Annotated in this window: 27 protein-coding genes; 14 read left to right on the top strand and 13 right to left on the bottom strand. The window is 63.9% G+C overall.

Annotated features, from left to right (window positions below):
* The first annotated feature begins 221 nt into the window (after positions 1-221).
* The 3 genes from iolE to C1A35_RS01495 all read left to right on the top strand — a co-directional run bounded on the left by iolE (position 222) and on the right by C1A35_RS01495 (position 2,749).
* Positions 222-1,121, top strand: coding sequence for a myo-inosose-2 dehydratase (gene iolE / locus C1A35_RS01510; RefSeq protein WP_104662601.1), 900 nt, complete (start codon positions 222-224; stop codon positions 1,119-1,121).
* Positions 1,122-1,357: 236 nt separating this feature from the next.
* Positions 1,358-2,158, top strand: coding sequence for a 5-deoxy-glucuronate isomerase (iolB, locus tag C1A35_RS01500; protein WP_104662600.1), 801 nt, complete (start codon positions 1,358-1,360; stop codon positions 2,156-2,158).
* A gap of 171 nt (positions 2,159-2,329) precedes the next feature.
* Positions 2,330-2,749 carry a GFA family protein gene (locus C1A35_RS01495; RefSeq protein WP_104662599.1) on the top strand — a complete coding sequence of 140 codons (420 nt, stop codon included), beginning with the start codon at positions 2,330-2,332 and terminating at the stop codon, positions 2,747-2,749.
* An 18-nt stretch (positions 2,750-2,767) separates the two neighbouring features.
* Here C1A35_RS01495 and C1A35_RS01490 read toward each other — a convergent pair whose 3' ends face one another.
* Positions 2,768-3,463 (bottom strand): DUF2268 domain-containing putative Zn-dependent protease, encoded by a 696-nt coding sequence (locus tag C1A35_RS01490; RefSeq protein ID WP_158664939.1) that lies wholly within the window; start codon positions 3,461-3,463, stop codon positions 2,768-2,770.
* 184 nt (positions 3,464-3,647) lie between these two features.
* Here C1A35_RS01490 and C1A35_RS01485 point away from each other — a divergent pair, with 184 nt between their 5' ends.
* The 3 genes from C1A35_RS01485 (at position 3,648) to C1A35_RS01475 (ending at position 6,199) form a co-directional block, all read left to right on the top strand.
* Positions 3,648-4,454, top strand: coding sequence for an AraC family transcriptional regulator (locus C1A35_RS01485; RefSeq protein WP_104662597.1), 807 nt, complete (start codon positions 3,648-3,650; stop codon positions 4,452-4,454).
* 95 nt (positions 4,455-4,549) lie between these two features.
* Complete coding sequence (locus tag C1A35_RS01480; protein WP_104662596.1) at positions 4,550-5,467, top strand: DMT family transporter; 918 nt, start codon at positions 4,550-4,552, stop codon at positions 5,465-5,467.
* A 33-nt stretch (positions 5,468-5,500) separates the two neighbouring features.
* Complete coding sequence (locus tag C1A35_RS01475) at positions 5,501-6,199, top strand: B3/B4 domain-containing protein (RefSeq protein WP_104662595.1); 699 nt, start codon at positions 5,501-5,503, stop codon at positions 6,197-6,199.
* Positions 6,200-6,273: 74 nt separating this feature from the next.
* On the opposite strand, the gene C1A35_RS01470 is transcribed toward C1A35_RS01475, so the two are convergent.
* Positions 6,274-7,857: a peptide chain release factor 3 gene (locus C1A35_RS01470; RefSeq protein ID WP_104662594.1), complete on the bottom strand. Its 1,584-nt coding sequence runs from the start codon at positions 7,855-7,857 to the stop codon at positions 6,274-6,276.
* A gap of 92 nt (positions 7,858-7,949) precedes the next feature.
* On the opposite strand from C1A35_RS01470, the gene dut reads away from it, so the two are divergent.
* Positions 7,950-8,423, top strand: a complete 474-nt coding sequence (dut, locus tag C1A35_RS01465) for a dUTP diphosphatase (protein WP_104662907.1) — start codon at positions 7,950-7,952, stop codon at positions 8,421-8,423.
* 51 nt (positions 8,424-8,474) lie between these two features.
* On the opposite strand, the gene C1A35_RS01460 is transcribed toward dut, so the two are convergent.
* Complete coding sequence (locus tag C1A35_RS01460) at positions 8,475-8,912, bottom strand: Lrp/AsnC family transcriptional regulator (protein ID WP_104662593.1); 438 nt, start codon at positions 8,910-8,912, stop codon at positions 8,475-8,477.
* 132 nt (positions 8,913-9,044) lie between these two features.
* Here C1A35_RS01460 and C1A35_RS01455 point away from each other — a divergent pair, with 132 nt between their 5' ends.
* Together C1A35_RS01455 and C1A35_RS01450 are read left to right on the top strand one after the other, a co-directional pair.
* Complete coding sequence (locus C1A35_RS01455; RefSeq protein ID WP_104662906.1) at positions 9,045-9,959, top strand: DMT family transporter; 915 nt, start codon at positions 9,045-9,047, stop codon at positions 9,957-9,959.
* Entirely contained in the window at positions 9,956-10,261 is a 306-nt protein-coding gene (locus tag C1A35_RS01450; protein ID WP_104662592.1) for an NIPSNAP family protein, read from the top strand. The genes C1A35_RS01455 and C1A35_RS01450 overlap by 4 nt, the downstream gene beginning before the upstream one ends.
* 21 nt (positions 10,262-10,282) lie before the next feature.
* On the opposite strand, the gene C1A35_RS01445 is transcribed toward C1A35_RS01450, so the two are convergent.
* A complete protein-coding gene (locus tag C1A35_RS01445; RefSeq protein ID WP_104662591.1) occupies positions 10,283-10,915 on the bottom strand; it encodes a LysE family translocator in 633 nt (210 codons plus the stop codon).
* Positions 10,916-11,184: 269 nt separating this feature from the next.
* Between C1A35_RS01445 and C1A35_RS01440 the strand changes: the two genes are divergently transcribed.
* Positions 11,185-11,802, top strand: coding sequence for a LysE family translocator (locus C1A35_RS01440; RefSeq protein ID WP_104662590.1), 618 nt, complete (start codon positions 11,185-11,187; stop codon positions 11,800-11,802).
* A gap of 137 nt (positions 11,803-11,939) precedes the next feature.
* Complete coding sequence (gene cysK, locus C1A35_RS01435; RefSeq protein WP_104662589.1) at positions 11,940-12,908, top strand: cysteine synthase A; 969 nt, start codon at positions 11,940-11,942, stop codon at positions 12,906-12,908.
* A 66-nt stretch (positions 12,909-12,974) separates the two neighbouring features.
* Here cysK and C1A35_RS01430 read toward each other — a convergent pair whose 3' ends face one another.
* The 9 genes from C1A35_RS01430 to rsmI form a co-directional block, all read right to left on the bottom strand.
* The gene (locus C1A35_RS01430) at positions 12,975-14,507 is read right to left on the bottom strand and encodes a YifB family Mg chelatase-like AAA ATPase (protein WP_104662588.1); all 1,533 of its coding nucleotides are present in this window, start codon (positions 14,505-14,507) and stop codon (positions 12,975-12,977) included.
* A gap of 219 nt (positions 14,508-14,726) precedes the next feature.
* Positions 14,727-15,674, bottom strand: coding sequence for a glutathione synthase (gene gshB / locus C1A35_RS01425; protein ID WP_104662587.1), 948 nt, complete (start codon positions 15,672-15,674; stop codon positions 14,727-14,729).
* 146 nt (positions 15,675-15,820) lie between these two features.
* The gene (locus C1A35_RS01420; protein ID WP_199772832.1) at positions 15,821-16,810 is read right to left on the bottom strand and encodes an endonuclease; all 990 of its coding nucleotides are present in this window, start codon (positions 16,808-16,810) and stop codon (positions 15,821-15,823) included.
* The gene (locus tag C1A35_RS01415; RefSeq protein ID WP_104662586.1) at positions 16,807-17,919 is read right to left on the bottom strand and encodes a sn-glycerol-3-phosphate import ATP-binding protein UgpC; all 1,113 of its coding nucleotides are present in this window, start codon (positions 17,917-17,919) and stop codon (positions 16,807-16,809) included. The genes C1A35_RS01420 and C1A35_RS01415 overlap by 4 nt, the downstream gene beginning before the upstream one ends.
* Positions 17,920-17,985: 66 nt before the next feature.
* Positions 17,986-18,828, bottom strand: coding sequence for a sn-glycerol-3-phosphate ABC transporter permease UgpE (gene ugpE, locus C1A35_RS01410; protein ID WP_104662585.1), 843 nt, complete (start codon positions 18,826-18,828; stop codon positions 17,986-17,988).
* Positions 18,829-18,837: 9 nt separating this feature from the next.
* A complete protein-coding gene (locus C1A35_RS01405) occupies positions 18,838-19,842 on the bottom strand; it encodes an ABC transporter permease subunit (protein WP_234822700.1) in 1,005 nt (334 codons plus the stop codon).
* A gap of 5 nt (positions 19,843-19,847) precedes the next feature.
* Entirely contained in the window at positions 19,848-21,146 is a 1,299-nt protein-coding gene (locus tag C1A35_RS01400) for an extracellular solute-binding protein (protein WP_104662584.1), read from the bottom strand.
* A 159-nt stretch (positions 21,147-21,305) separates the two neighbouring features.
* A complete protein-coding gene (locus tag C1A35_RS01395) occupies positions 21,306-21,674 on the bottom strand; it encodes a YraN family protein (protein ID WP_104662583.1) in 369 nt (122 codons plus the stop codon).
* Positions 21,664-22,608: a 16S rRNA (cytidine(1402)-2'-O)-methyltransferase gene (gene rsmI / locus C1A35_RS01390; RefSeq protein WP_440271491.1), complete on the bottom strand. Its 945-nt coding sequence runs from the start codon at positions 22,606-22,608 to the stop codon at positions 21,664-21,666. Before rsmI ends, C1A35_RS01395 begins: the two co-directional genes overlap by 11 nt.
* A gap of 236 nt (positions 22,609-22,844) precedes the next feature.
* On the opposite strand from rsmI, the gene dnaN reads away from it, so the two are divergent.
* The 3 genes from dnaN (at position 22,845) to C1A35_RS01375 (ending at position 25,395) form a co-directional block, all read left to right on the top strand.
* Positions 22,845-23,963, top strand: coding sequence for a DNA polymerase III subunit beta (gene dnaN / locus C1A35_RS01385; protein ID WP_104662581.1), 1,119 nt, complete (start codon positions 22,845-22,847; stop codon positions 23,961-23,963).
* 237 nt (positions 23,964-24,200) lie between these two features.
* Positions 24,201-24,803, top strand: a complete 603-nt coding sequence (gene pmtA, locus C1A35_RS01380) for a phospholipid N-methyltransferase PmtA (RefSeq protein ID WP_077962678.1) — start codon at positions 24,201-24,203, stop codon at positions 24,801-24,803.
* 4 nt (positions 24,804-24,807) lie between these two features.
* Positions 24,808-25,395, top strand: coding sequence for a histidine phosphatase family protein (locus C1A35_RS01375; RefSeq protein WP_104662580.1), 588 nt, complete (start codon positions 24,808-24,810; stop codon positions 25,393-25,395).

Genomic DNA, 25,395 nt, shown 5'->3' with positions numbered 1-25,395 from the left:
TAACCCTCTCCCCGCTCGCGGGGAGAGGGGACTGCGGCGATCGCGGCGCTTCCCTTCCCACAGGTGGAGAGGAGATGCAGAGGGCACGGCATATTCCTTCTCCCCGCCTGCGGGGAGAAGGTGGCGGCAGCCGGATGAGGGGCCATTGCCCTCTCCTTCCGCGCCAACGAGACAACACGAACGATCCGCCTGCGCGGACAATGCTATAGGAAACGACTGACATGATCCGCTACGGAACCAACCCGATCGCCTGGAGCAACGACGACGATCATTCGATCGGCGCGCATCTGACGCTCGAGGACTGCCTGTCCGATTGCCAGAAGATCGGCTTCGACGGCATCGAGAAGGGCCACAAGATGCCGTCCGATCCGGAGGCGCTGAAGCAGAAGCTCGGCTCCTACGATCTCGTCTTCGTGTCCGGCTGGCACTCGACCAACCTGCTCACCCATGACGTCGAAGCCGAGAAGAAGGCGATCCAGCCGCATCTCGACCTCTTGAAGCACAACGGCTGCAAGGTGGCGATCGTCTGCGAAACGTCGAACGCCATCCATGGCGACGACAAGAAGTCGGTTGCCAACGACAAGCCGGTGCTGCCGGCCGACCAGTGGAAGAAGTTCGGCGCCGACCTCGAAGCGATCGCGCAATATTGCGCCGACCAGGGCATCGATCTCGTCTACCATCACCATATGGGCACGATCGTCCAGACCGGCGAAGAAATCGACCTTCTGATGCAGAACACCGGCCCGGCGACGAAGCTACTGCTCGATACCGGTCATGCCTGGTTCGGCGGCTCGGATCCGGCCGAAGTGGCGAAGAAATACATGCACCGCGTCCGCCACATCCATGCCAAGAACGTGCGTCCCGCTGTCCGCAAGGTCGTCGAGGGCGAAGGCCTCTCCTTCCTCGAAGGGGTACGCCGTGGCGTCTTTACCGTTCCCGGCGACAGCGAAGGCGGCGTCGACTTCCTGCCTGTGCTGAAGATCGCCGCCGAGCATGGCTATTCCGGCTGGCTCGTGATCGAGGCCGAGCAGGATTCGGCTGTGCGCAACCCGTTCGAATATCAGTCGCTCGGGCTGAAGTCGCTGAAGGCTTTTGCCAAGGAAGCCGGGCTCGACAAGTAAGCGCGTCCTTCCGGTTGCCGGGTGGGCTTCGGGGTACCCCCTCATCCGGCTGCCGCCACCTTCTCCCCGCTCGCGGGGAGAAGGGATATGCCGCACCGTCGCACTCTCCGGCTCTGACGTGGCTGAGAGTAGCAGCGATATCGACAATCCCCTCTCCCCGCCTGCGGGGAGAGGGTTAGGGTGAGGGGCAAGCCACACACGTGGAGCGTCCCAGAAAAAGAATCAGGGAGATCGACATGTCCAAGCTGCTCGTCAAACCGAAAGCCAAGTCCGGCCTGATGCAAAACGTGACGCCGGAGAGCGCCGGCTGGACCTATGTCGGCTTCGCGCTGGAACGGCTGAAAGCGGGCGAGACGACCGAAGGCGAGACCGGCGACAAGGAAATCTGCCTGGTGCTCGTGTCGGGCAAGGCGAAGGTCGCCGTCGACGGCGAAAGCCTCGGCGAGCTCGGCGAGCGCATGACGCCATTCGAGGGCCAGCCCTATGCCGTCTACGTGCCGAAAGGCAGCCGCTGGCAAGCAACAGCCACCTCCGACCTCGACCTTGCCATCTGCTCGGCCCCGGGCGGCGACGGTTTCAAGGCGAAGGTGATCGCACCGGGCACGCATCCGCAGATGACCCGCGGCAAGGGCACCAACACCCGCTACGTCACCAACATCATGCCGGAGGATGACGGCTCGGCGCAGTCGCTGCTCGTCGTCGAGGTGATTACGCCCGGTGGCCATACCTCCTCCTACCCGCCGCACAAACACGACCGGGACGACCTGCCGGCCGAGAGCTATCTGGAAGAGACCTACTACCACCGGCTGAACCCGCCGCAGGGTTTTGCGATGCAGCGCGTCTATACCGACGACCGCTCGCTCGACGAGACCATGGCGGTCGAGGACGGCGACGTGACGCTGGTGCCGAGGGGCTATCATCCGGTTGCCGCCGTGCATGGCTACGACGTCTATTACTTGAACGTCATGGCCGGCCCGCAGCGCATCTGGAAGTTCCACAACGCCCGCGAACACGAGTGGCTGTTCACCGGCGTGTAAGCGGCGACGAACAAACGGTCGGCTTTGCCGTGCTCCGTTTACGTGTCGCGCGACGGGGCGAGGTGCAGCATCCCTTGAGCCCGGTCGCTCCCCTGAGGCTTTGGGGCGGATGAGAACGGCATACACTTTTGCCCGTTCCGCCCTAGCTTTCCCGCTTTCAGGGAGGCCTTGATGCACATCGACGGTCAATGCCATTGCGGCTTCGTGACCTACGAGGCGGAAATCGATCCGGCCGACGTCGGGATCTGCCACTGTACCGATTGCCAGCAACTGACGGGGTCCGCCTATCGCGTCACCGCCGGCGCGGCGCGCGAGAACTTTCGCCTGACCGGCGGCGAACCGAAGCTCTATGTGAAGATCGGCGACAACGGTCGACAGCGGCTGCAGTTCTTCTGCCCGAACTGCGGCTCGCCGATCTATACGACCGGCACCGACGAGGACGCGCTGGAAGTCGGTATCCGGGTGGGTACCATCAACCAGCGCCGGGAACTCACGCCAAGGTCGCAGATCTGGTGCTCCTCCGCGTTGCAGTGGATCGGCGACGTCAGGACGTTGCCGGGCCGCGATCGCGACGAAGCGCCCCACCCCTGAACCGTCCCGACCGGGCGATCAGGCGGCGGCGAGCAGGCGCGCCCTCAGCGGCACCCAGGCTTCGCCGATGACGACCGATGCCGGCGTCGCCGTCATCCGCGACGGGCACGCATCCGGGTTTGCCGCAAGATAGGTCTTCACCAGATGATAGCCGATCGTGTAGCCGGCCCAGCGCGGCAGAGAGCGATCGGCGCCATAGAACCAGCCCGGGTGATCATAGGTCTCGGCCCAGAGCTGCCTCTCGGCACGTTCCAGCACGCCCGCCCAATCGGCCGCGGCAATCGCGTGGTTCCACGCATGGCCGTCGCCGCCGTTGATCTCGGCATCGAACGCGTCCGCAAGCCCTTCGGTAACCAGGGCTTCACCGAGCTTGGAGCCGTAACCGCAGGTCGCATGGCGGAAGGAATGATGCAGCTCGTGCGTCAACGTCCTCAAAAGGTGGCCGCTTGCGAGGCTGGTTTCGAAATTGTCGTTCTCGGGGTCGAGCGTCAAAGAGACCAGCCCCCGCCGATAGCAGGAGCCTGTCAGCCCCAGTTCGGGAATGACCTCACCCGGCCGCCGCTCGATGATGATATCGACGGGGGCAGCCGCCTCCAGGTCGGGAACTCGGCCGCGAATGCGTTCGGCTGTTTCTCGAACCACCGAAAGGATCTGGTCTCGCCAAGGTGCGAGTGATCCGTCCGCTTCGAGGAAGTGAACGCGCAGGTCCAGCATTTCGACCATCTCCTATTGTCTCCGTCGCCTGGCATCGCAACGTAAGGATGCGGCCGGTGATTGCAACGCCGGAAAGATGAAAGTTTAGCAGCATCGCCGATGTCAGTCAGACACGGTGTCATTGCGATGGCCGGATGTGGCACCACGGTGTACAAGGCAGACTGGAGACGAAGAGGCGCGCGGAATGGCGAAGGGGCAGATCAGGATGCTGCGCAGTGCGGCCGCGGGCATAGACGCGGTCGAGGCGGAAACGCGCCAGTCCTTCGCCCGCCACACCCACGACCAGTTCGGCATCGGTCTCATCTACGAGGGCGCCCAGAAGTCGCTGAGCGGCCGCGGCATGGTCGAAGCCGGCGCCGGCGACATGATCACGGTCAACCCCGGTGAGGTGCACGACGGCGCGCCGATCGGTGACGCCGGCCGTTCCTGGCGCATGCTCTACTTCGATCCCCAGGTCATCGCCACTGCCGCCGAGGATATCAGCCAGGGCCGCTCGCATTGCGGCGAGTTCACCGCCCCCGCCTTTCACGACCGGGCGGTGGCCGATCAGTTCCGAGCGCTGTTTGCGACGATCACCGCCTCGACGGCTGAGGGCGACGCCATCCGGCACGAGGAGCAGCTTCTGTTGCTGCTTGCGAGCGTTCTCGCCACCGGCGGTCCCCGGCCCATGGAAAGACCGGCAACGGTCACCGCGGCAAAGACGATGATCGACGACGATCCGACAGCCGCGATCACGCTTGCCGACCTCGCCGCCGAGACCGGGCTCAGCCGGTTTCAACTGGTGCGCCACTTCGCCGGGGCCGTCGGCCTGACGCCACATGCCTATATCGTCCAGCGCCGCATCGATCTCGCCCGCCGCCTGATCGATGGAGGCATGCCGCTGGCTGAGGCGGCGTTCGCGGCCGGTTTCGCCGACCAGAGCCACATGACCCGCGTCTTCGTCGGCAAGTACGGGCTTTCGCCCGGCGGCTATGCCGAGGCCAGAAAGTAACCCTCCGCAATTCCGTTCAAGACCCACCTTCTCCTCCGGCGCATTGCTCACCTGCGCATCGACGATGCGCGGCACCACCGCAATGGAGAACGGACATGTCGGGAAAATTTCAGGGTTATCTCTTTCTGTCGCTGGCGATGATCCTCGTCGGCAGCACCGTGATCGCCAGCAAGATCATTGCCGTCGGCCTTGCCCCCTTTGGCGCCACAGCCCTGCGCTTTGCCGTCGCCTTCCCGCTCTTCCTCATTCTGATGTGGTTCACCAGGACGTCATGGCCGAAACTCGGGGCGCGCGACTGGCTGCTCCTCATTGCCCAGGCGGGTGCCGGCAGCGTCGGCTACACCACCCTGCTGATCGCCGGCCTCAGCCTGACGTCTGCAACCGATGCCGGCGTGTTGATCGGCACCCTGCCGGTGGTTTCCGCGGCGATCGCCATCCTTCTTCTCGGCGAGCGCCCGGACCGCAGGGTGCTTGCGGCGATCGCGCTTGCCGCCGTCGGCGTGCTGACCATCGTCTTCAAGCCCGGCGACGGCGGCGCCCATTCGCCGCTCGGCGTCGCCCTCATCTTCGGCGCCGTCGTCTGCGAGGGCCTGTTCATTCTTCTCAACAAACGCCTTAAAGCGGAGATCTCGCCGCTGGCGCTTTCCACGCTGATGGCGGGCCTCGGTTTTGTCGTCGCCCTGGTTCCCGCCCTCGTCGAGACACCTTCGACGGCGCAGTTCGACAGGAGCGCGATCGCTGCGGTTCTCTACTACGCACTCATCCCGACGGTGGCAGGGTTCGTGCTCTGGTACGCCGGCGCCGCTAGGGTGACCGGCACCGAGGCCTCCGTCTTCACCGCGCTGGCGCCCGTGTCCGCCGTCGCTTTCGCCTTTCTCCTGCTCGGCGAGCCGGTCGGCGTCCATCAACTGCTCGGGATCGGCTGCGTGCTTGCCGCCGTCCTCGGCCTGACCTTGCCCCAGATTCGCGCCGCCCAAAGGGCAGGACGCACCTTTCCGACAGCAAAGGCGTGAGCCAGAATGAACGCAGCTATCTCGAGGAACTCCATGCATTTCCACCACACAGACGACATTTGGCGCGATTTCCCGGAGCTGAGCGCGGGCACGCTGTTCATCGACGGCATAGGCGGCGGCGTCTCGGTCGAGGACCATGTTCGCCAGTTCCAGGCGATCGCAAATGATCGCCTCGGCGCGGGATCGGAAAGCGATCTGCCCGAGATCCAGGCCTGGCGCCGGACCTTTGCCAGGATGGGATTGAAGCCGACGCAATATCGCTCGGCCTCCGAAGCCTTGCTGCGACGCTTCCGTAAGGAAGGCAACCTGCCCTCGATCCACCCGCTGATCGATCTTTGCAACGCCGCTTCGCTCGCCTTCGCCATCCCGGTCGCCGTCTTCGATCTCGCGCAGGTTGGCGGTTTTCTGCATGTCCGTCGTGCGCTCGGTAACGAAAGCTATCTGACGTTTTCCGGAGAGCTGGAAAACCCGGAGCCCGGCGAAGTGATCTTCGCGGATGCCGAGGGCCGCGCGCATGCCCGGCGCTGGACCAACCGGCAGAGCGGGCTATCGGCGATCCGGTCGGAGACGGGGCGAGCGCTCATCGTGGCGGAAGCGCTGCACGAGACGGCGCGCGCGGATATCGAGGGCCTGCTCACCGCGCTTTCGCAGGCAATCGAGCATAGCTGGGGCGCTCGCCCGAGCATGGCCATGCTCGATCGCTCGTCGCCGCGTTTCGATTTTTCGGTTTAGGGATTTCGTTCAGAAACGGCGCTTCGGCGCCGAGAGACCGGCCGATGCCTTGGCACCGGCCGGTACGATTGTGGTCAGGCCGCCTTGGCGACGTGATATTCCTTGATCGCGACCATCTTGATCGCCGGATAGCGCTCGGCCTCGTAGCGTAGCGAGAAGCTGTCCTGCGCGAGGAACACCGGGTCGCCATCGAGATCGCGGGCGATGTCGCCGCGGCGCGCGGTGACGAACTTGTCGAGTTCGGCCGGCTGATCGGACGAAATCCAGCGGCAGACAGAGAAGCGCGACATTTCGAAGGAAACCGGCAGGCCGTATTCGGCACTGAGGCGCTCCTTCAACACGTCGAGCTGCAGCGCGCCGACGACGCCGACGATCGCCGGCGAGCCGTCTTCCGGCGAGAAGAGCTGGACGACGCCTTCTTCCGCCATCTGCTGCAGCGCTTCCTTCAGCTTCTTCGCCTTCATCGCATCTTCGAGACGCACGCGGCGCAGGATTTCCGGCGAGAAGTTCGGTACGCCCTGGAACACCAGCGGTTCGCCCTCGGTCAGCGTGTCGCCGATACGGAGCGTACCGTGGTTCGGGATGCCGACGACGTCGCCGGCATAAGCCGTGTCCGCGAGCTGGCGCTGCGAGGCGAAGAAGAACTGCGGGGCGCTGAGGCCCAGCTGCTTGCCGGTGCGCGACAGGCGCGCCTTCATGCCACGCTCGAGCTTGCCGGAGCAGACGCGGGCAAAGGCGATGCGGTCGCGATGGTTCGGGTCCATGTTGGCCTGGATCTTGAAGACGAAGGCCGTCATCTTGTCGTCGGTCGCATGCACCGTGCGGACGTCGGCGACCTGGTCGCGCGGCGGCGGCGCGATGTCGCCGAGCGCGTTGATGAGGTCGCGCACACCGAAGTTGCGCAGCGCCGACCCGAAGAACACCGGCGTCAGGTGACCTTCGAGGAAGGCCTTCTTGTCGAAGGGCTTGCAGGCCTCGATCGCCAGCATCAGCTCTTCGGTAAAGGCGTCGCGCTCGTTTTCCGGCAGGCGATGGGAGGCCATTTCCGGGCCGTTGACCTTGGTCGGGATTTCCTGCGTGTCCGAACCGCGCACGGTGTTGTCGGCGAGGTGATAGGAGCCGCAGAAGGTCTTCGACCGGCCGATCGGCCAGGTGACCGGAGCGCAGTCGAGCGCCAGCTTTTCCTCGACCTCATCCAGGATCTCGAAGGGATCGCGGCTTTCACGGTCCATCTTGTTGACGAAGGTGATGATCGGGATGTCGCGCATGCGGCAGACTTCGAAGAGCTTCAGCGTGCGCGGCTCGATACCCTTGGCGGCGTCGATGACCATGACCGCCGCATCCACCGCCGTCAGCGTGCGGTAGGTGTCGTCGGCGAAGTCTTCGTGGCCGGGCGTGTCGAGGATGTTGAAGACGTTGCCGCCATATTCGAAGGTCATCACCGAGGTGACGACAGAGATGCCGCGCTCGCGCTCGATCTTCATCCAGTCCGAACGGGTCTGGATGCGATCCTTCTTCGCCTTGACCTCGCCGGCAAGCTGGATCGCGCCGCCGAACAGCAGCAGCTTTTCGGTGAGCGTGGTCTTGCCCGCGTCCGGGTGGGCGATAATCGCAAATGTGCGGCGGCGGGAGACCGCTTCGGCGAGAGTTTCAGCCATGTCGTAGAATCCTGTGAGTTGCCGCGTCCTTTACAGGCTCGGCCCCGATTATGCAATTGACCGAGGCGCCCGCCGCCCGGCTTATGCGGGTCATGAGCACGCACACATCCCAATCCCGCCCGACCCTCAATCTCGTTCGCCTGCCGCATGGCGAAGGCCTGGACCTTCCCGCCTACGAGACAGCAGGTGCTGCCGGCATGGATCTGCGCGCGGCCGTTCCCGGCGATCGCCCGCTGATGCTGATGCCCGGCAAACGCGCGCTGGTGCCGACCGGCTTCGTTTTCGAGGTGCCGGCGGGTTATGAGGCGCAGATCCGCCCACGCTCGGGCCTTGCCTTCAAGCACGGCATCACCTGCCTCAATACACCCGGCACAATCGACAGCGACTATCGCGGCGAAGTGAAGGTGCTGCTCGTCAATCTCGGCGACGAGGATTTCATCATCGAGCGCGACATGCGCATTGCCCAGATGGTGATCGCACCGGTCACCCAGGTTTCCGTGCGCGAGACCGAGAATGCCAGCGAGACCGCTCGCGGCGCCGGCGGTTTTGGTTCAACCGGGGTTTGATCCACGCCATTCCGGGCGGAAGACCGCTTCGCACTTTTCCTGGAGTTGCTCCTAGATCAGGGGCGGCAGGCGGCGTTTGACGGGCGTCGACTTGACGATCGAGGTGTTGGTCTGCGCCTTCTCGGCGATCCGGTCGAGGATCGTGTCCAGCTGCGCCATGTCGCGCACGTAGAGCTTGGCGATGAAACAGTCGTCGCCGGTGACCTTGTCGCATTCGACGAATTCCGGCGTGTCCTGGATCAGCCGCTCGACGATGTGCAGCATGCCCGGCATCGGCCGAACGCGGATGACGGCCTGCAGCGGATAGCCGAGCTTCATCGGGTTCAGCGCGATGGTGAAGCCATCGAGAACGCCGCGCTCTTCCAGCTTGCGCAGCCGATCGGCCGCACTCGGCGAGGATAGGCCAGCCTCCTGCGCCAGTTCCTTCAGCGACACCCGGGCATTGGCGGCCAGAATGTCGAGGATCCGTCGGTCAATCTCGTCCAGCATCACGGCACCCTAAGTCACAACACCAAACAGAACTTCGATAATTAGGCAATATAGCACAATTGCCTTCGTTCATCCATGGGAAAGGCCGAGGGCACCAGCTATTCTGCGATCACCAATATGGGAGCAGCAATCATGAATTCCGAACTCAAACGCGGCAGCATCGAGATGACGGCAGCGATGCTGATATCCGGAACGATCGGCTGGTTCGTGCTGATGTCGGGGCAGCCGGTGACGAGCGTGGTGTTCTGGCGCTGCGTCTTCGGGGCGGCGACGCTGGTTGTCATCGCCTGGGCGCTCGGACTTCTCGACCGCCGGCACTTCAGCCGCCGGATGCTGTTGCTCTCGGTCGTTGGCGGCATCGCGATCGTCGTCAACTGGCTCATGCTCTTTGCCGCATATTCCCACGCCTCGATCTCGATCGCCACCATGGTCTACAACACGCAACCCTTCATGCTGCTCGGGCTCGGCGCGCTCTTCCTCGGCGAGAAGATCACCGCCACCAAACTTTTCTGGCTCTCGGTCTCCTTCGTCGGCATGCTCGCAATCGTCGCAGCGAAGCCCGGCCATGGCTTTGCCTCCGGCAGCTATCTGCTGGGCATAGCGCTTTCGATCGGGGCTGCCTTCTTCTACGCCATCGCCGCGATTGCGACGAAGCTGCTCAAGGGTACGCCGCCGCATCTGATCGCGCTGATCCAGGTGATCACGGGAACGCTGATGCTGGCGCCGATGGCGCTCGCCGCCCCCGCACCATCAGGGGCCGCACAATGGTCGATCCTGGTTGCCGTCGGCGTCATCCATACGGGGCTCATGTATGTGCTGCTCTATGGCGCGATCCAGCGGCTGCCGACGCACATGACCGGCGCGCTTTCCTTCATCTATCCGATCGCCGCCATCGTCGTCGACCGGGTCGCCTTCGGCCACCAGTTGCAGCCGATCCAGATCCTCGGCTCCGTTGCAATCCTCATTGCCGCTGCCGGCATGAATCTCGGCTGGCAACTTCGCCTGCCCTCTTCTATCAAGCGTGAGCGCGAAGGGAGAGCCGCATGATCACCTGTTACCTCAAATACATTATCGACCCCTACAAAGCGGCCGAGTTCGAGCACTACGCCAAGCTCTGGATCCCGCTCGTCAATCGGCTGGGCGGCACGCATCACGGCTATTTCATGCCGCATGAAGGGGCGAACAACATCGCGCTCGCGCTCTTCAGCTTCCCGAGTCTTGCAGCCTATGAGGTCTATCGACAGAAGATGGCCGCGGATCCGGAGTGCCAGGAGGCCTTCGCCTATGCCGCGAAGACGCGGTGCATCCTGAGCTACGAGCGCAGCTTCATGCGCCCGGTTTTCGAGTAAACCACTCCAGGCAAGCGCGGACTAGCGCCGCGCTTCCGCCGCCATGCTCAGCGCAAAGCCGAACAGCGCCGTGCCCATCGCCCAGCGCTGCACCACCATGAACAACGGCCGCCCGGCAAGGAACGCCGAGATGCCGCCTGCGGCAAGCGCAATCATTGCGTTGACGGTCACGCTCGTCGCGATCTGGATCGAGCCAAAGACAAGCGACTGACCGAGCACGTTGCCGAACTCCGGCCGGATGAACTGCGGCAGCAACGAGAGATAGAGCACCGCCACCTTGGGATTGAGCAGGCTGGTCAGGAAGCCCATGACGAACAGCTTCTTCGGCCCGTCCTTCGGCAGGTTCTTGACCTGAAAGGGCGAGCGCCCGCCGGGCTTCACCGCCTGCCAGGCGAGATAGAGGAGATAGGCAGCCCCCGCAAACCGAAGCGCGTCGTAGGCGAAGGGCACGGCAATCAAAAGCGCGGTGATGCCGAGTGCCGCCGAGACCATGTAGACGACGAAACCGAGCGCGACGCCGCCAAGCGAAATCAACCCGGCAGCAGGCCCCTGGCTGATCGAGCGCGAGATCAGGTAGATCATGTTCGGGCCCGGCGTCAGCACCATGCCGAGGGCCAAAAGCGCAAAGCCGATCATGTCTTTCAGTTCGGGCATGGAAACGTCTCCCGCTTATCTTCCACCGCAAGCTCTACGCACCCGCCGCCGCGAGACAATGGCGGACTTGTCACCGGGTCAATTTTGTCGCCGGGCACCCGCAGCACCACCCCTCAAACGCGCACAGGCGACCATAGCACCTCCAATGGCTGCGGCATCGCCAAATCGGCTGAGCATTCGGGCGGCAAGCGGCAGGCACTGTCGTTCGCGGCGTTCCCTTCGTTCGCGGATTACGCTAAAAGGCTGCATCACCATCGGAAGGATCGTTCATGACGCTCGCGGCTCTTATCGCCTATAGCGGCGCGCTCTTCATCGCGGCGGCCATTCCCGGTCCCGGCGTCACCGCGCTGGTCGCCCGCGCGCTCGGCTCCGGCTTTCGCGAGACCTTCTTCATGGGCCTCGGCATCGTGCTCGGCGACATGATCTACCTGACGGCGGTCATTCTCGGGCTGGCGCTGATCGCCCAGACCTTCACGACCGCCTTCCTGGTGGTAAAGTTTGCCGGGGTGCTCTATCTCGGCTACATCGCCTGGAAACTCTGGAGCGCAGGCTTGCTGCCCGAGGACATCAAGGCAAAGCCTTCGACGAGTGCGGCGATGTCCTTTCTTTCGGGCCTGCTGGTCACGCTCGGAAACCCGAAGACGATGCTGTTTTATGTGGCGCTGGTGCCGACGCTGATCGACATTCGGGCGATCGGCCCCGGCGACTACGGCCTGCTCCTGACCGCAACCTTCCTGGTGCTCCTGGCGGTGCTGACGCCCTACATGCTGCTCGCCTCGCGTGCGCGCCTGCTGCTCAAGCAACCCAAGGCCCTCAAAGCGCTGAACCGGGTTGCGGCCAGCGTGCTGGCCGGCACGGCCGCCTACATCGCCGTTCGCGCCAACTGAAAAAACTTTTCCCGAACAAGGACTTCGCCGGTGGTTTTTCCTCTGGCCGATCGCCGCGCGGTGTTTGTCGTTCTGGAATTGCGCGCCCATTGTCCCTATTCTCATAGCACGACAATTCACGCCCAAGGGAGAAACCCATGTCCGATACCCGCAAGCCCGGCCGCGGCCGCGTCTACTCCTCGATCACGGAAACGATCGGCGATACCCCGATCGTGCGGCTGGACAAGCTTGCCAAGGAAAAGGGCGTCAAGGCGAACCTGCTCGCCAAGCTCGAGTTCTTCAACCCGATCGCCTCGGTCAAGGACCGTATCGGCGTGGCGATGATCGAGAGCCTGGAAGCCCAGGGCAAGATCGTGCCCGGCCGTACGACGCTGGTCGAACCGACCTCGGGCAATACCGGCATCGCGCTCGCCTTCGTTGCCGCAGCCAAGGGCTACAAGCTCATCCTCACCATGCCGGAGACCATGTCGGTCGAGCGGCGCAAGATGCTGGCGTTGCTCGGCGCCGAACTGGTGCTGACCGAAGGCGCCAAGGGCATGAAGGGCGCGATCGCCAAGGCGCAGGAACTGGTCGAAACGCTGCCGGACGCGATCATTCCGCAGCAGTTCGAGAACCCGGCCAACCCGGAAATCCACCGCAAGACCACGGCCGAGGAGATCTGGAACGACACCGACGGCGCCGTCGACATCTTCGTCTCCGGTATCGGCACAGGCGGCACCATCACCGGCGCCGGCCAGGTGCTGAAGGCCCGCAAGCCCTCGATCAAGGTGATCGCGGTCGAGCCTGAAGAATCCCCGGTTCTGTCCGGCGGCGCGCCCGGCCCGCACAAGATCCAGGGCATCGGCGCGGGCTTTGCCCCGGCGATCCTCGACACCTCGATCTATGACGAGATCGTCACGGTCAATAGCGCCGAGGCGATCGAGGCAGCCCGCCTCGTGGCAAGGCTCGAAGGCGTGCCGGTCGGCATTTCCGCGGGCGCTGCGCTGACGGCTGCGATCGAGGTCGGCCAGCGCGACGAAAACGCCGGCAAGACCATCGTCGTCATCATCCCCTCTTTCGCCGAGCGTTACCTCTCGACAGCGTTGTTCGAGGGCCTCGGCGGCTGATTGGCTGTAGTCCACTAACGGAAAGGGCGCCTTCGAGGCGCCCTTTTTCGTTGGAAGAGCTGAGCACTACGCCGCCGCCTGCAGCCGCTCGCCGGCAATCCGGTAGGAAATCGCCTCGGCCAGATGAATACGGCCGACTGTCGCCGCGCCATCGAGATCGGCAAGCGTCCGTGCCACTTTCAGCACACGATGATAGCCGCGGGCGGAGAATTTCATCTTTTCGGCCGCGTCCCTGAGGAGCTGCAAGCCGGCCGCATCGGGGGCGGCGATCTTCTCGATCATCGAGGTCGACGCGCGGGCATTGCTCGTCAACTCCGGATGGCCGAGGGCGGCAAAACGATCGATCTGCAGCGCCCGGGCGCGGGCGACGCGGCGGGCCACGACCTCGCTGCTTTCGGCGGCCGCAGGCTTGAGGAGATCGGCGGCGCTGACGGCCGGCACGTCGATGCGGATATCGATCCGGTCCATCAGCGGGCCGGAGATGCGCGCCTGGTAGTCGGCCATGCAGCGCGGTCCACGGGCGCAAGTGCGGCCGGGCTCACCGGCCATGCCGCAGCGGCAGGGGTTCATGGCGGCGACCAGCTGGATGGCGGCGGGATAGCTGACGCGATGGTTGGCGCGGGCGATGATGCATTCTGCCGTTTCGAGCGGCTGACGCAGCGCATCGAGCACCTGCGGCGAGAATTCGGGAAACTCGTCGAGAAACAGCACGCCGTTATGGGCGAGCGATGCCTCGCCGGGCTTGGCGCGCAGGCCGCCTCCGACCATGGCGGCCATGGTGGCGGAATGATGCGGCGTGCGGAACGGCCGCCGGTCCGAGAGCTTGCCACCCGGCAGCTGCCCGGCGATCGAATGGATCATCGAGACTTCGAGCAGTTCGGCCGGATTGAGCGGCGGCAGGATCGACGGCAGCCGCGCGGCCAGCATCGACTTGCCCGAACCGGGCGGGCCGACCATCAGCAGATTGTGGTTGCCGGCGGCCGCCACTTCGAGCGCCCGCTTGGCGCTTTCCTGACCCTTGATGTCGCCGAGATCGGGCAGGTTGGATGCGCCCGAGCGAATGGCGGCCTCAGGCCGCGAAAGCACCTGCGTGCCGCGGAAATGATTGGCGATCGCGATCAGGCTGCGCGGCGCCAGAATATCGATCTCGGCGCCGGCCCAGGCGGCCTCGGGTCCGCTTTCGGCCGGACAGATCAGCCCCTTGCCGAGCGCATTGGCGCCGATCGCAGCCGGTAGCGCGCCGGCGACGGTGGCGATGGTGCCGTCGAGGTTGAGTTCGCCGATCACCACATAGGGCGCCAGCGCATCGCCCGGAATGGCGCCGAGGGCCGCCATCAGGCCGAGCGCGATCGCGAGATCGAAATGGCTGCCTTCCTTGGGCAGGTCGGCGGGGGCGAGATTGACGGTGACGCGCTTGGCCGGCAAGGCGAGGCCGGAGGCATGAAGGGCTGCCTGCACCCGTTCGCGGCTTTCGGCCACCGCCTTGTCTGGCAGGCCGACGATCTGCATGCCGACCTTGCCCGGCGCGACCATCACCTGCACATCAACAGGCAGACCCTCGATACCCTGAAATGCGACCGTGCTGACGCGCGCGACCATGTCTATCCCCTCACCCGGGCAGCCCATGTTCCCGGGCCGCACAACCGCTTTGGGTTGCAAGACGGAGCCTTGCACGGATCACGCACAAAAACAAGAACAATTACAGAACATCAATAGGGCCGGCGCCTAGCCGGCAAGGGCTGTTCCGGAAAATGGCCGCGGACAGAGGTCCGCGGCAAGCTGCGTCGACCCGAGGCGGGTCTCAAGCAAAACGCTCGATCAGACGCGTTTGCGCTCGATCGCGTCCCAGAGCAGGCTCGAGACATCCGCGCCGCCGAATTTCTTGACCTCGCGGATGCCGGTCGGCGAGGTCACGTTGATCTCGGTCATGTAGTCACCGATGACATCGATGCCGACGAAAAGGAAGCCGCGGGCTTTGAGCGCAGGCGCGATTCGGGCGCAGATTTCCTTCTCGCGTGCCGTCAGCTCCGTCGGCTCAGGGCGGCCGCCCGCATGCATGTTGGAGCGGGCGTCGTGGTCTGCCGGAACGCGGTTGATGGCACCGACCGGCTCGCCGTCGACGAGCAGGATTCGCTTGTCGCCCTTGCGCACCGCCGGCAGGTATTCCTGGGCGATGAAGGGCTCGCGGAACATCTGGCCGAACATTTCCAGCAGTGACGACAAGTTGCGGTCGTCGCGGGTCGAATGGAAGACGCCGGCGCCGCCGTTGCCGTAGAGCGGCTTCAGGATGATGTCGCCCATTTCCTGGCGGAAGCTGGCGATCTCGGCGGGGTCTCGGGTAATCAGCGTCTTCGGCATCAGGTCGGCGAATTCGGTGACGAAGATCTTCTCCGGCGAGTTGCGCACCCAGGCCGGATCGTTGACCACCAGCGTCTTCGGATGCAGGCGCTCAAGCAGATGCGTCGAGGTAATGTAGGCCATGTCGAAGGGCGGATCCTGGCGCAGCAGGATGACGTCCATGGTCGAGAGATCGACACGTTCCGGCTCGCCGAGCGTGAAGTGGTCGCCCTTGACGTCGCGCAGCGTCATCTGCTGCACGCTCGCATAGACCTTGCCGTCGCGCAGCGACAGTTTTTCGGGCGTGTAGTGGAAGAGCCGATAGCCGCGCGACTGTGCCTCGAGGCTCATGGCGAAGGTGGAATCCCCCGCAATGTTGATGCCCGACACATGGTCCATCTGGACCCCGACATTGACGATTTTCGCCATCTTCCCGTCCCCTATGCATCGCGGTCACGCGCGATCGATTTCAAATCGCCGGAACGGAAGAAGACAGCGAAACCACGTCCGCTTCCGCACCGGAAAAGCCCTCGACATGTAGAATGCGGACGGACCTTAGGCAAGGAGAGGAGAGCCTATTCGAAGCCTTCGACGACGCAGGTGATGAGATCGTGATCCGAGAGCGGCCGGCCGGTTTCGTCGAGGGAGGGAATGATCCTGGTTTCGCCGATCGTGAGACCACGCGAGAGGAACCAGTCGAGCTTCATGGAACGCTCCGGCCAGCGGGTAATCAGGCTCGGACGGGTGGTCATGACATCGAGCGGCCCGCCGTGGCGGGTGAAGCCCCTGACAGCGCTCATGGCAAAGAGCCCCTCAGCCTCGAAGTCGCCGCCGGCATGGTTGCCGGTGTTGAGGTCGCCGCCGATCAGCACCGGCAGGCCGGGGAAGGCTTCGTCGAGTGCGTCGATCAATTCCTTGACCTGACGCTCGCGATAGCCGGCGGTCGTTGCGCTTTCGAGATGGGTGGAAACGGCGACGAAGGGGCCGGCCTCGGTCTGAATGACCGCACCGATCGCAAAGCGTTCGCCAAGGCGCGGCTGCTCGCCATCGGTAAACCAGAGGCGTTCGCCCCAAAGGCGCAGCATGAACGGGTGGCCGAGCGGCACCGACGCCATCAGCGCGTTGCCGTGAAAACCCTTGGCGTTGAAATCGTCTTCGCAGAATTCGCGCTCGGTGTCGGAGCCGAGGCCCAGCTCGATGAACTCGATGCCATAGGCATAGTGCATGCCGAGATCGGCCGCGACTTCGGCTGTCGGATGCCGCTGCCCGGTGCGGGCCATGCCGTTGTCCATCTCTGAAAGCAGGACGACCGGGGGTCGCGTCGCGGCGAGATGGGCGGCACTTTCGGGCGCAAACAGGCAGCGCTCCAGGTTCCAGGCGGCGACGGTGAAGGGAAAGCCAAGCGGCGCATCCGCAGAAGGCGTGCCGCCGACCTCGATGCTGTTCATCTCGGGTCGAGCGGCCATGGCTGCGTCATGGGCGGCAATGGTGCGCACGATTTCGGCAAAGCCCTCGCGCAGTTCGAGCGAGGGAACGGCAAGCTGCTCTACGGTTTCACGAATCACGATGCCGTCTCCAGGCGCAGGGCTTCGACCGGGGCATCATTGCCAAACGACGTGCCGCGCTCCAGCCGCTTGCCGGTCTCGGTCGAGAAGAAGTGCAGGCGGTCGACCGCGATCGTCACGGCAAGGTCGCCCGAAAGTGGCGTCTCCGGCGACAGCGCGATGGTGAGCGCCTGCCCTTCGATGGTGCCGTGCACGAGCCGCTGTGCGCCCAGTTCCTCGACATAGTCGACCTGGAACAGCATCGCGTCTTCGCCGACGCCGGCGAGCTTCAGGTCCTCGGCGCGAAGCCCCACGGTGACAGGGCCTTTGACCGGGGCGCGACCACCGAGCTCGATCCTGTAGAGACCGATCTGCAGGTTGCCGCCTTCGATCTCACCCTTGACCAGGTTCATCGCCGGTGAACCGATGAAGCTCGCGACGAAGGTCGAGGCCGGGCGGTGATAGACATCGAGCGGACGGCCGATCTGTTCGATGCGGCCGCCGTTCAGCACCACCAGCCGGTCGGCGAGCGTCATCGCCTCGAGCTGGTCGTGCGTGACATAGAGGGAGGTCGTGCCGAGCCGCTTCTGCAGCCGCTTGATCTCGCCGCGCATGGAGACGCGCAGCTTGGCGTCGAGGTTGGAAAGTGGCTCGTCGAAGAGGAAGGCCGCCGGCTTGCGCACGATGGCGCGGCCCATGGCGACGCGCTGGCGCTGGCCACCGGAGAGCGCACGGGGTTTGCGCTGGAGATAGGGCTCGATCTCCAGCATGCGCGCGGCCTCCGCCACACGGGCGTCGATCTCGGCCTTCGGCGTCTTGCGGTTCTTCAGGCCGTAGGCGAGGTTTTCGTAGACGGTCATGTGCGGGTAGAGCGCATAGTTCTGGAAGACCATGGCGATGTCGCGCTCGGCCGGATCGACCTCGTTGATGACGCGCGAACCGATCGTGACGGTGCCCTTCGAAATCGTCTCGAGCCCCGCGACCATGCGTAGAAGCGTGGACTTGCCGCAGCCGGATGGGCCGACGAGAACGATGAACTCGCCGTCTTCGATGTCGATCGAGACGGATTTCACCGCCTCGACATTGCCGTGATAGATCTTCGAGACCTCGGCGATGGTAGTGGCCGCCATGGCTGCCTCCGTAAGTTTGGTGTCGTTTCAGGAGCGGGCGGGACACTTGCCCCGCCGCGCCTCCGCTTACTTGTCGCTTTCGGTCAGGCCCTTGATGAACCAGCGCTGGAAGATCACCACGATCATCACGGGCGGCAGCATGGCGAGGATCGCCAAGGCAAAGGCCTCGTTATAGTCGGGAATGTTCGAGCCGACCCAGACGAGCAGGATCTGCTTGATGCCGCGCACCAGCGTGAAGAAGCCTTCGTCGGTGGTCATCAAGGTGGGCCAGAGATACTGGTTCCAGCCATAGACGAACATGATGATGAAGATCGCCGCCATCATCGTGCGCGAGAGCGGCACCAGCACGTCGATGAAGAACTTGAACGGGCCGGCGCCATCAATGCGCGCCGCCTCCAAGAGTTCGTCCGGCACCGACTTGAAGAACTGCCGGAAGTAGAAGGTGCCTGTGGCGGAAGCCAGGAGCGGCACGATCAGGCCGGTATAGGTGTTGGTCAGCTTCAGCGTGTTCATCACTTCGTAGGAGGGAAGGATGCGCACTTCGAGCGGCAGGAGCAGCGTCGTGAAGATCACCCAGAAGAAGAAGGTCGCGAGCGGAAAGCGGAAATAGACCAGCGCATAGGCCGCCAGCATCGACAGCACGATCTTGCCGACGGCGAAGCCCAAGCCAAGGATCATCGAGTTCAGCATCATGTTGAAGCCGGTGATCTTGCCGGTGAAGCCGCCCTCGCGCGTCAGCACGGTTTGGTAGGTCTCGACGAAGTGGCCGCCCCAGGTGAGGCTGAGGCCGTTGCGGTGGATATCGGCCGCCTCGTGGGTGGAGGTCATGAAGGCGACGACGACCGGCGCCACCATGATGAAGACGCCGAGAAGCAGGATGATGTGGTCGAAAATCTTGGTGCGATACATCGGCCCACCTCAGTTGTAGTGCACGCGCCGCTCGATGAAGCGGAACTGGAAGATGGTGAGGACGAAGACGATCAGCATCAGGATCACCGACTGGGCCGACGAGCCGCCGAGATCGTTGCCGCGGAAACCGTCCATGTAGACCTTGTAGACAAGGGTGATCGGATTGTTGGCGGCCTTGTCCTTCACCATCACGTCGATGACGCCGAAGGTATCGAACAGCGCATAGGTGACGTTAATGATCAGAAGGAAGAAGGCGGTCGGCGCCAGAAGCGGCAGGATCACCGTCCAGAAGCGGCGGAAGCCGGAGCGGCAATCGATCGCCGCCGCCTCGCGCACCGAGACCGGAATGCCCTGCAGGCCTGAGAGGAAGAAGATGAAATTGTAGGGGATCTGTTTCCAGACCGAGACGACCACCATGGAAAAGGCGGTGTCGAAGTAGTTGAGACCGACCTTGATGTCCCAGCCGAACCAGCGGGCGAGCTCGACGATCGGGCCGATATGCTGGTCGAAGAACATCATACCGATGAGGCCCGCGACCGGCGGGGCGATGGCATAGACCCAGATCAGCAGCGTCTTGTAGGCCGCGTTGCCGCGGATGACGCCATCCGCCTTGACGGCGAGCAACAGGCCGATCGACAGCGCGAAGAAGGTGACGAGGGCCGTGAACACCGCGGTGAAGCGGGCGATGCCGAGATATTCGCCTGATTTCAGCACGTCGGTATAGTTGGTCATGCCGACGAAGGTCGAGCCGAAACCGAAAGGGTCTTCGAGATAGAAGGACGACTGGATCGCCTGAACCGACGGCCAGTAGAAGAAGATGAAGATGATCGCGAGCTGCGGCGCGAGAAAGAGGTAGGGCAGGAACGGCGAGGCGAACTGCACGCGCTTTGCAGCGCTTTCGCCTCCGCTATTCGACTGGCCACCGAAAAGCCGGAAGGCGCCGAAGCGACGCCCCCCGGTCTTTGTTCCGGTCCCTCCCCGCGCTGCGGGGAGGAGATCTGTCACGGTCGACATGGAGATCAGCCGGCCGTCTTGGCGAAGCGAGCGAGCAGCTCGTTGCCTTCCTTCTCGATCGTGTCGAAAGCGTCCTTGACGGTCGTTTCGCCCGAGAAGATGCGGCCGTATTCGCGTTCCATGATTTCGCGGATCTGCGGATAGAAGCCGAGGCGGTAGCCCTTCGACCAGTCGCCGGCCGGCAGCATGAGCTGCTTGATGCCGACTTCGGCAACCGGCTTCTCCTTGTAGTAGCCGTCCTTCTGGGCGAGCTCGTAGGCTGCCTTGGTGATGGCGACGTAGCCGGTGGCCTTGTGGTAGAAATACTGGATCTCAGGCGAGGTCAGGAACTGGAAGAAGTCGGCAACGCACTTGTTCTCTTCGTCCGACTTGCCGGACATGGCAAAGAGAGCCGCACCACCGATGAAGGAGTTGGTGCCGGCGCCCTTGATCGAGCCCCAATAGGGCAGGAAGGTTGCCGAGAACGGCATCTGGGCGGTCTTCTGCAGGCCGCCGAAGGAGCCCGACGAACCGATCCAGAAGGCGGCCTTGCCTTCTTCGAAGACCTTCTGGTTGTCGTTCCAGCCGGCGCCGTAGAAGGCGAAATAGCCTTCATCCTTCCAGGCCTTGAGCTTGTCGAACATCATGACGAGGTTCGGGTCGGTGACCTTCAGCTGCGTGTCGACGACGGCGTCATAGCCGTTGTTGTTGGTGGCGAACTGGATGTTGTTGCGCGAGAAGAAGTTCTCGGTGAACTGCCAGGTGAGCTGCGACTGGACGAGCGGGATGTAGCCGGCCTCTTTCAGCTTCGGTGCTGCGGCTTCGAATTCTTCCCAGGTCTTCGGCGCTTCGACGCCGGCCTTCTTCAGCGCCTCGTCGTTGATGTACATGATCGGCGCGGAGGAGTTGAACGGCATGCCGACGAACTTGCCTTCGCTGTCGGCGTAGAAGTGGCGCACGCCGTCGATGAAGGCGTTGCGGTCGAAGTTGTGGCCGGCCTTGATGATCAGGTCTTCGGCCGGGATGACCGCGCCCTTGGCGTTGATGATCGTGGCTGCACCGGCGTCGAACACCTGCAGGATGTTCGGCTGTTCACCCGAGCGGAAAGCGGCGATACCGGAAGCGAGCGCTTCCTCGTAGGTGCCCTTGGAAACCGGGGTCAGCGCGCAGGCGCTCTGGGCTTCATTGAATTTCTTGGAGACTTCATTGATGACTTCGCCGTTGCGGCCGGCCATGCCGTGCCACCAGGTAATGTTGGTTGCGGCAAGCGACGAGGTCGCGGAAAAAGCAAAGGTAAGGGCTGCAAGCGTAAACTTCTTGAACATGACTGATCCTCTCCACCGGGTTGCGGATGGCAGTGGACTAGTGACGTTCAATGACAGGCCCTTAACGCTTTTGTGTCGGAACGATTACAAATTCGCGAATATGTTCCACCGGACGCTGGAACGGAACGCATCAATCATTTTTCTTCATCGCGCGCCGGTTCAGAAGGCATCCGGCAGATGCCGCGGCCAGCCCCAGGGCGTTACCGTGACGATGTCGTAACGCACGGAAAGCCTGCTGAAATCCGGCTGTTTCGCCAGCCAGAGGTCACTTGCGGCACGAATGCGCCTCTCAGCCGTGGCCGTCACGGCGAAGACGCCGTCTTCAGCCGAGCGGCGGGCCTTGACCTCGACGCAGGCAATGAGATCCCCGCGCCTTGCGATGATGTCGATCTCGCCGAGCTTGGTGCGATAGCGCATGGCGACGATGCGGTAGCCCTTGAGCAGGAGGCAGAGTGCCGCGCGATACTCGGCGAGATGCCCTCGCCTCAGCGCTTTCAGCTTCCGCTTGTCGCCGGCCTCAGTCGTCATGGCGCTCCTTGAGCTGCAGCAGACGATCATAGAGCTCCTTGCGCGGCAGGCCCGTCTGGCGGGCAGCTTCGGTTGCCGCCTTGCCGGCCGGCATGTCGGCGACGAGACTTTGCAGCAGCGCATCGACGTCGGCAGCTTCCGGCTCGGGGGCTGCGTCCGGCGGTCCGATCACCAGAACGATCTCACCCTTGACCGCGCCCGCCTGTTCATAATGGGCGGCAAGCTCACCGAGGGTGCCGCGGCGGAATTCCTCGAAGGTCTTGGTGAGCTCGCGGCAGACGGAGGCCCGCCTGCCCTCGCCCAGGACCTCGGCTGCCGCAGCGACGGTTGCAGCGATCCGGTGTGGCGATTCGAAGAACAGGATGGTTGCCGGCACGGTCGCGAACTCCCTGAGGCGATCGCGCTTGGCCTTGTCCTTGGTCGGCAGGAAGCCGGCAAAAAGGAAGGCATCGTTCGGCAGGCCGGAGCCGACAAGGGCTGCAAGCGGCGCCGACGCGCCGGGGATCGGGACGACGCGATGGCCAGCCTCGATCGCGAGTTGGCCGAGCCGATAGCCGGGGTCGGAGACCAGCGGCGTGCCGGCATCGGAGACGAGCGCCACGGATCGCCCCTCCGAAAGCGCTGCCAGCAAACGGGGGCCGGCCTCGTCCGCGTTGTGCTCATGGTAAGCGTAGGGGCGGTTGGTTATGCCGTAGCGATCAAGCAGAACGCGGGTGACGCGGGTGTCTTCGCAGGCAAGCACGTCAGCGCCGGCCAATGTTTCCAGCGCCCGCAACGTGATGTCGCCAAGATTTCCGATCGGGGTTGCGACCAGATAGAGCGCTGCATCGAGCGGGCGAGCCGGAATACTCACATTGTGCAGCCGGTAGCTGCGCTCCCTCTGTCCGCCTGCCGGTTCCGCTGTCTTCTGCTTTTCCACCTGTAACGTCCTGATCGTACTCACCGATGTGTCTATCCGGTCTTTATGAGTGAGCCCATATGACAGAGCAAGGGCAAGACGGCGGGCCGGTGCGCCACATCTGGGGACAGAAGCCCTCAAACCCCTTGCTTTCCGGGCGCTCTTTCTGCCATTTTGCCGGTCCACATCTATCCGGTCGGTCGGCCGGGGCACTCGCAGTTGACGCTCAGGCGGACGTTCGCCCGCCGGGCAATGGTTGAAAGCGGCATCCCATGCGCATTACTCTCGAGCGATCCAACCTCCTGAAATCGCTGAACCACGTGCACCGCGTGGTCGAGCGGCGAAACACGATCCCGATCCTCTCGAACGTGCTCCTGCGCTCCGACGGCGCGAGCCTCGAAATGAAGGCGACCGACCTCGACCTCGAAATCACCGAGGCGACCCCGGCGCAGGTGGAACAGTCGGGCGCCACCACCGTGCCGGCGCACCTGCTCTACGACATCGTGCGCAAGCTGCCCGACGGTTCGGAAGTGCTGCTCGCCACCAATGCCGAGGGCACGGCGATGACCGTCGCTTCGGGTCGTTCGAAGTTCTCGCTGCAATGCCTGCCGCAGTCCGACTTCCCAGATCTCACCGCCGGCAGCTTCTCGCATTCGTTCCGCCTCAAGGCGACCGACCTCAAGATGCTGATCGATCGCACCCAGTTCGCGATCTCGACCGAGGAAACCCGCTACTACCTCAACGGCATCTTCGTGCACACGGTCGAAAGCAAGGGTGAGCTGAAGCTGCGCGCCGTTGCCACCGACGGCCACCGCCTGGCGCGCGCAGACGTCGAAGCGCCGTCGGGTTCGGAAGGCATGCCGGGCATCATCATCCCGCGCAAGACCGTCAGCGAATTGCAGAAACTGCTCGACAACCCGGACCTCGTCGTCACCGTCGAAGTCTCCGACGCCAAGATCCGCCTGACGATCGGCTCGATCGTCATGACCTCGAAGCTGATCGACGGCACCTTCCCGGACTACCAGCGCGTCATCCCGGCCAACAACGACAAGGAACTGCGCGTCGATTGCCAGTCCTTCGCCCAGGCCGTAGACCGCGTATCGACGATCTCGTCCGAGCGCGGCCGCGCCGTCAAGCTGGCGCTGAACGAAGGCCAGATGACGCTGACGGTCAACAATCCGGATTCCGGCAGTGCTACGGAAGAACTGCCCGTCGGCTATGAACACGATCCGCTCGAAATCGGCTTCAACGCCAAGTACCTGCTCGACATCACCTCGCAGCTGACCGGCACCGACGCCATCTTCATGCTGGCCGATCCGGGCTCGCCGACGCTCGTGCGCGATCTGGCCGCCGAAGATGCGCTCTACGTGCTCATGCCGATGCGCGTGTAGCCGGGCCTGACGCGGCGCGATACGCCAACCCGTCACGCCCGCGCGTGGCGGGTTTTTTGTTGGCCGCGGGATTTGCGGACTGTTGATAAGCGAACGCTTTCAGGCGCAGACAGACTTGTTTTTGCCGCAGATGGGGACACATTATGATGACCGCCGCCGCAGCCGGCTCGAATCACCGGGCGAGGGATTTCAGCGGACGGCCTGTACGAGGAGAGGACAGCGGTTTTGAGGGGTTCAATGAATTTGCGCGTGAAGGTGAAGGAACGGCTCGGACGGAAGTTCGACGAGGAGATTCGCTTTTTCAAGGGATGGATGAGCAATGCCAAGGCCGTCGGCGCGATCCTGCCGACCTCCTCCGTCACCGCGCGCCGCATGGCGAGCGTCATCAATCCGGCCTCGGGCCTTCCGGTTCTGGAGCTCGGCCCCGGCACGGGCGTCATCACCAAGGCGATCCTGGAACGCGGCCTTGAGCCATCCAATCTCGTGTCGATCGAGTATTCGACCGATTTTTACAATCAGCTCAGGACGAACTTCACCGGCGTCAACTTCATCAACGGCGATGCCTTCGACCTGGAGCACACCCTCGGCGAACTCAACGGCCAGACCTTCGACAGCGTCGTCTCGGCCGTGCCGCTGCTGAACTTCCCGATGCACCGGCGCGTCGAACTGATCGACGACCTGCTCTCGCGCATTCCGGTCGGACGGCCGGTGGTGCAGATTTCCTATGGGCCACTGTCGCCGGTCGTCGCCATGCCGGACCGCTACAGCATCCAGCATCTCGACTTCGTCGTGCGCAACATTCCGCCGGCGCAGCTCTGGGTCTATCGCCGGGCTCACTGACGACATGTTCGGCGTCTACGTCACCCATCCGCAGGTCCAGATCGATCCGGACGTGCCCGTTCCGCAATGGGGACTTTCCGCCGTTGGCCGCGGGCGCGCGGTCGTCACTGCCGCCTTGCCCTGGGTGCGATCGCTTAGACGGATCGTCTCGAGCGATGAGACCAAGGCGGTGGAAACCGCGCAATTGCTGGCCGATGCGGCCGGCGCGACCGTCGAGATCCACCACGGCATGGGCGAGAACGATCGCTCCGCCACCGGTTTCTTGCCACCGCCGGAGTTCGAGAAGGCGGCCGACTGGTTCTTCGCCAATCCCACCGAGAGCTTCAAAGGCTGGGAGCGGGCGGTTGATGCCCAGACCCGCATCTCGCAGGCGGTCTTGCGTGTTCTCGACGGCCACGATCCGAAGATCCCGATCGCCTTCGTCGGTCACGGCGGCGTCGGCACGCTTCTGAAGTGCCGGCTCACCGGCGCGCCGATCTCGCGTGCGGCCGACCAGAAGGGGGGCGGCGGCGGCAACGTCTTCGCTTTCCACCTTGCAGATCGCACCGTCGCATGCGACTGGACCCCGATGGAACACTGGCAGGGGATCTAA

It is taken from the genome of Ensifer adhaerens, from assembly GCF_002940685.1.
Lineage (GTDB): Bacteria > Pseudomonadota > Alphaproteobacteria > Rhizobiales > Rhizobiaceae > Ensifer > Ensifer adhaerens_E.
Note: the sequence above shows the minus strand (reverse complement) of the source record. Positions and strands in the feature narration are given on the sequence as shown.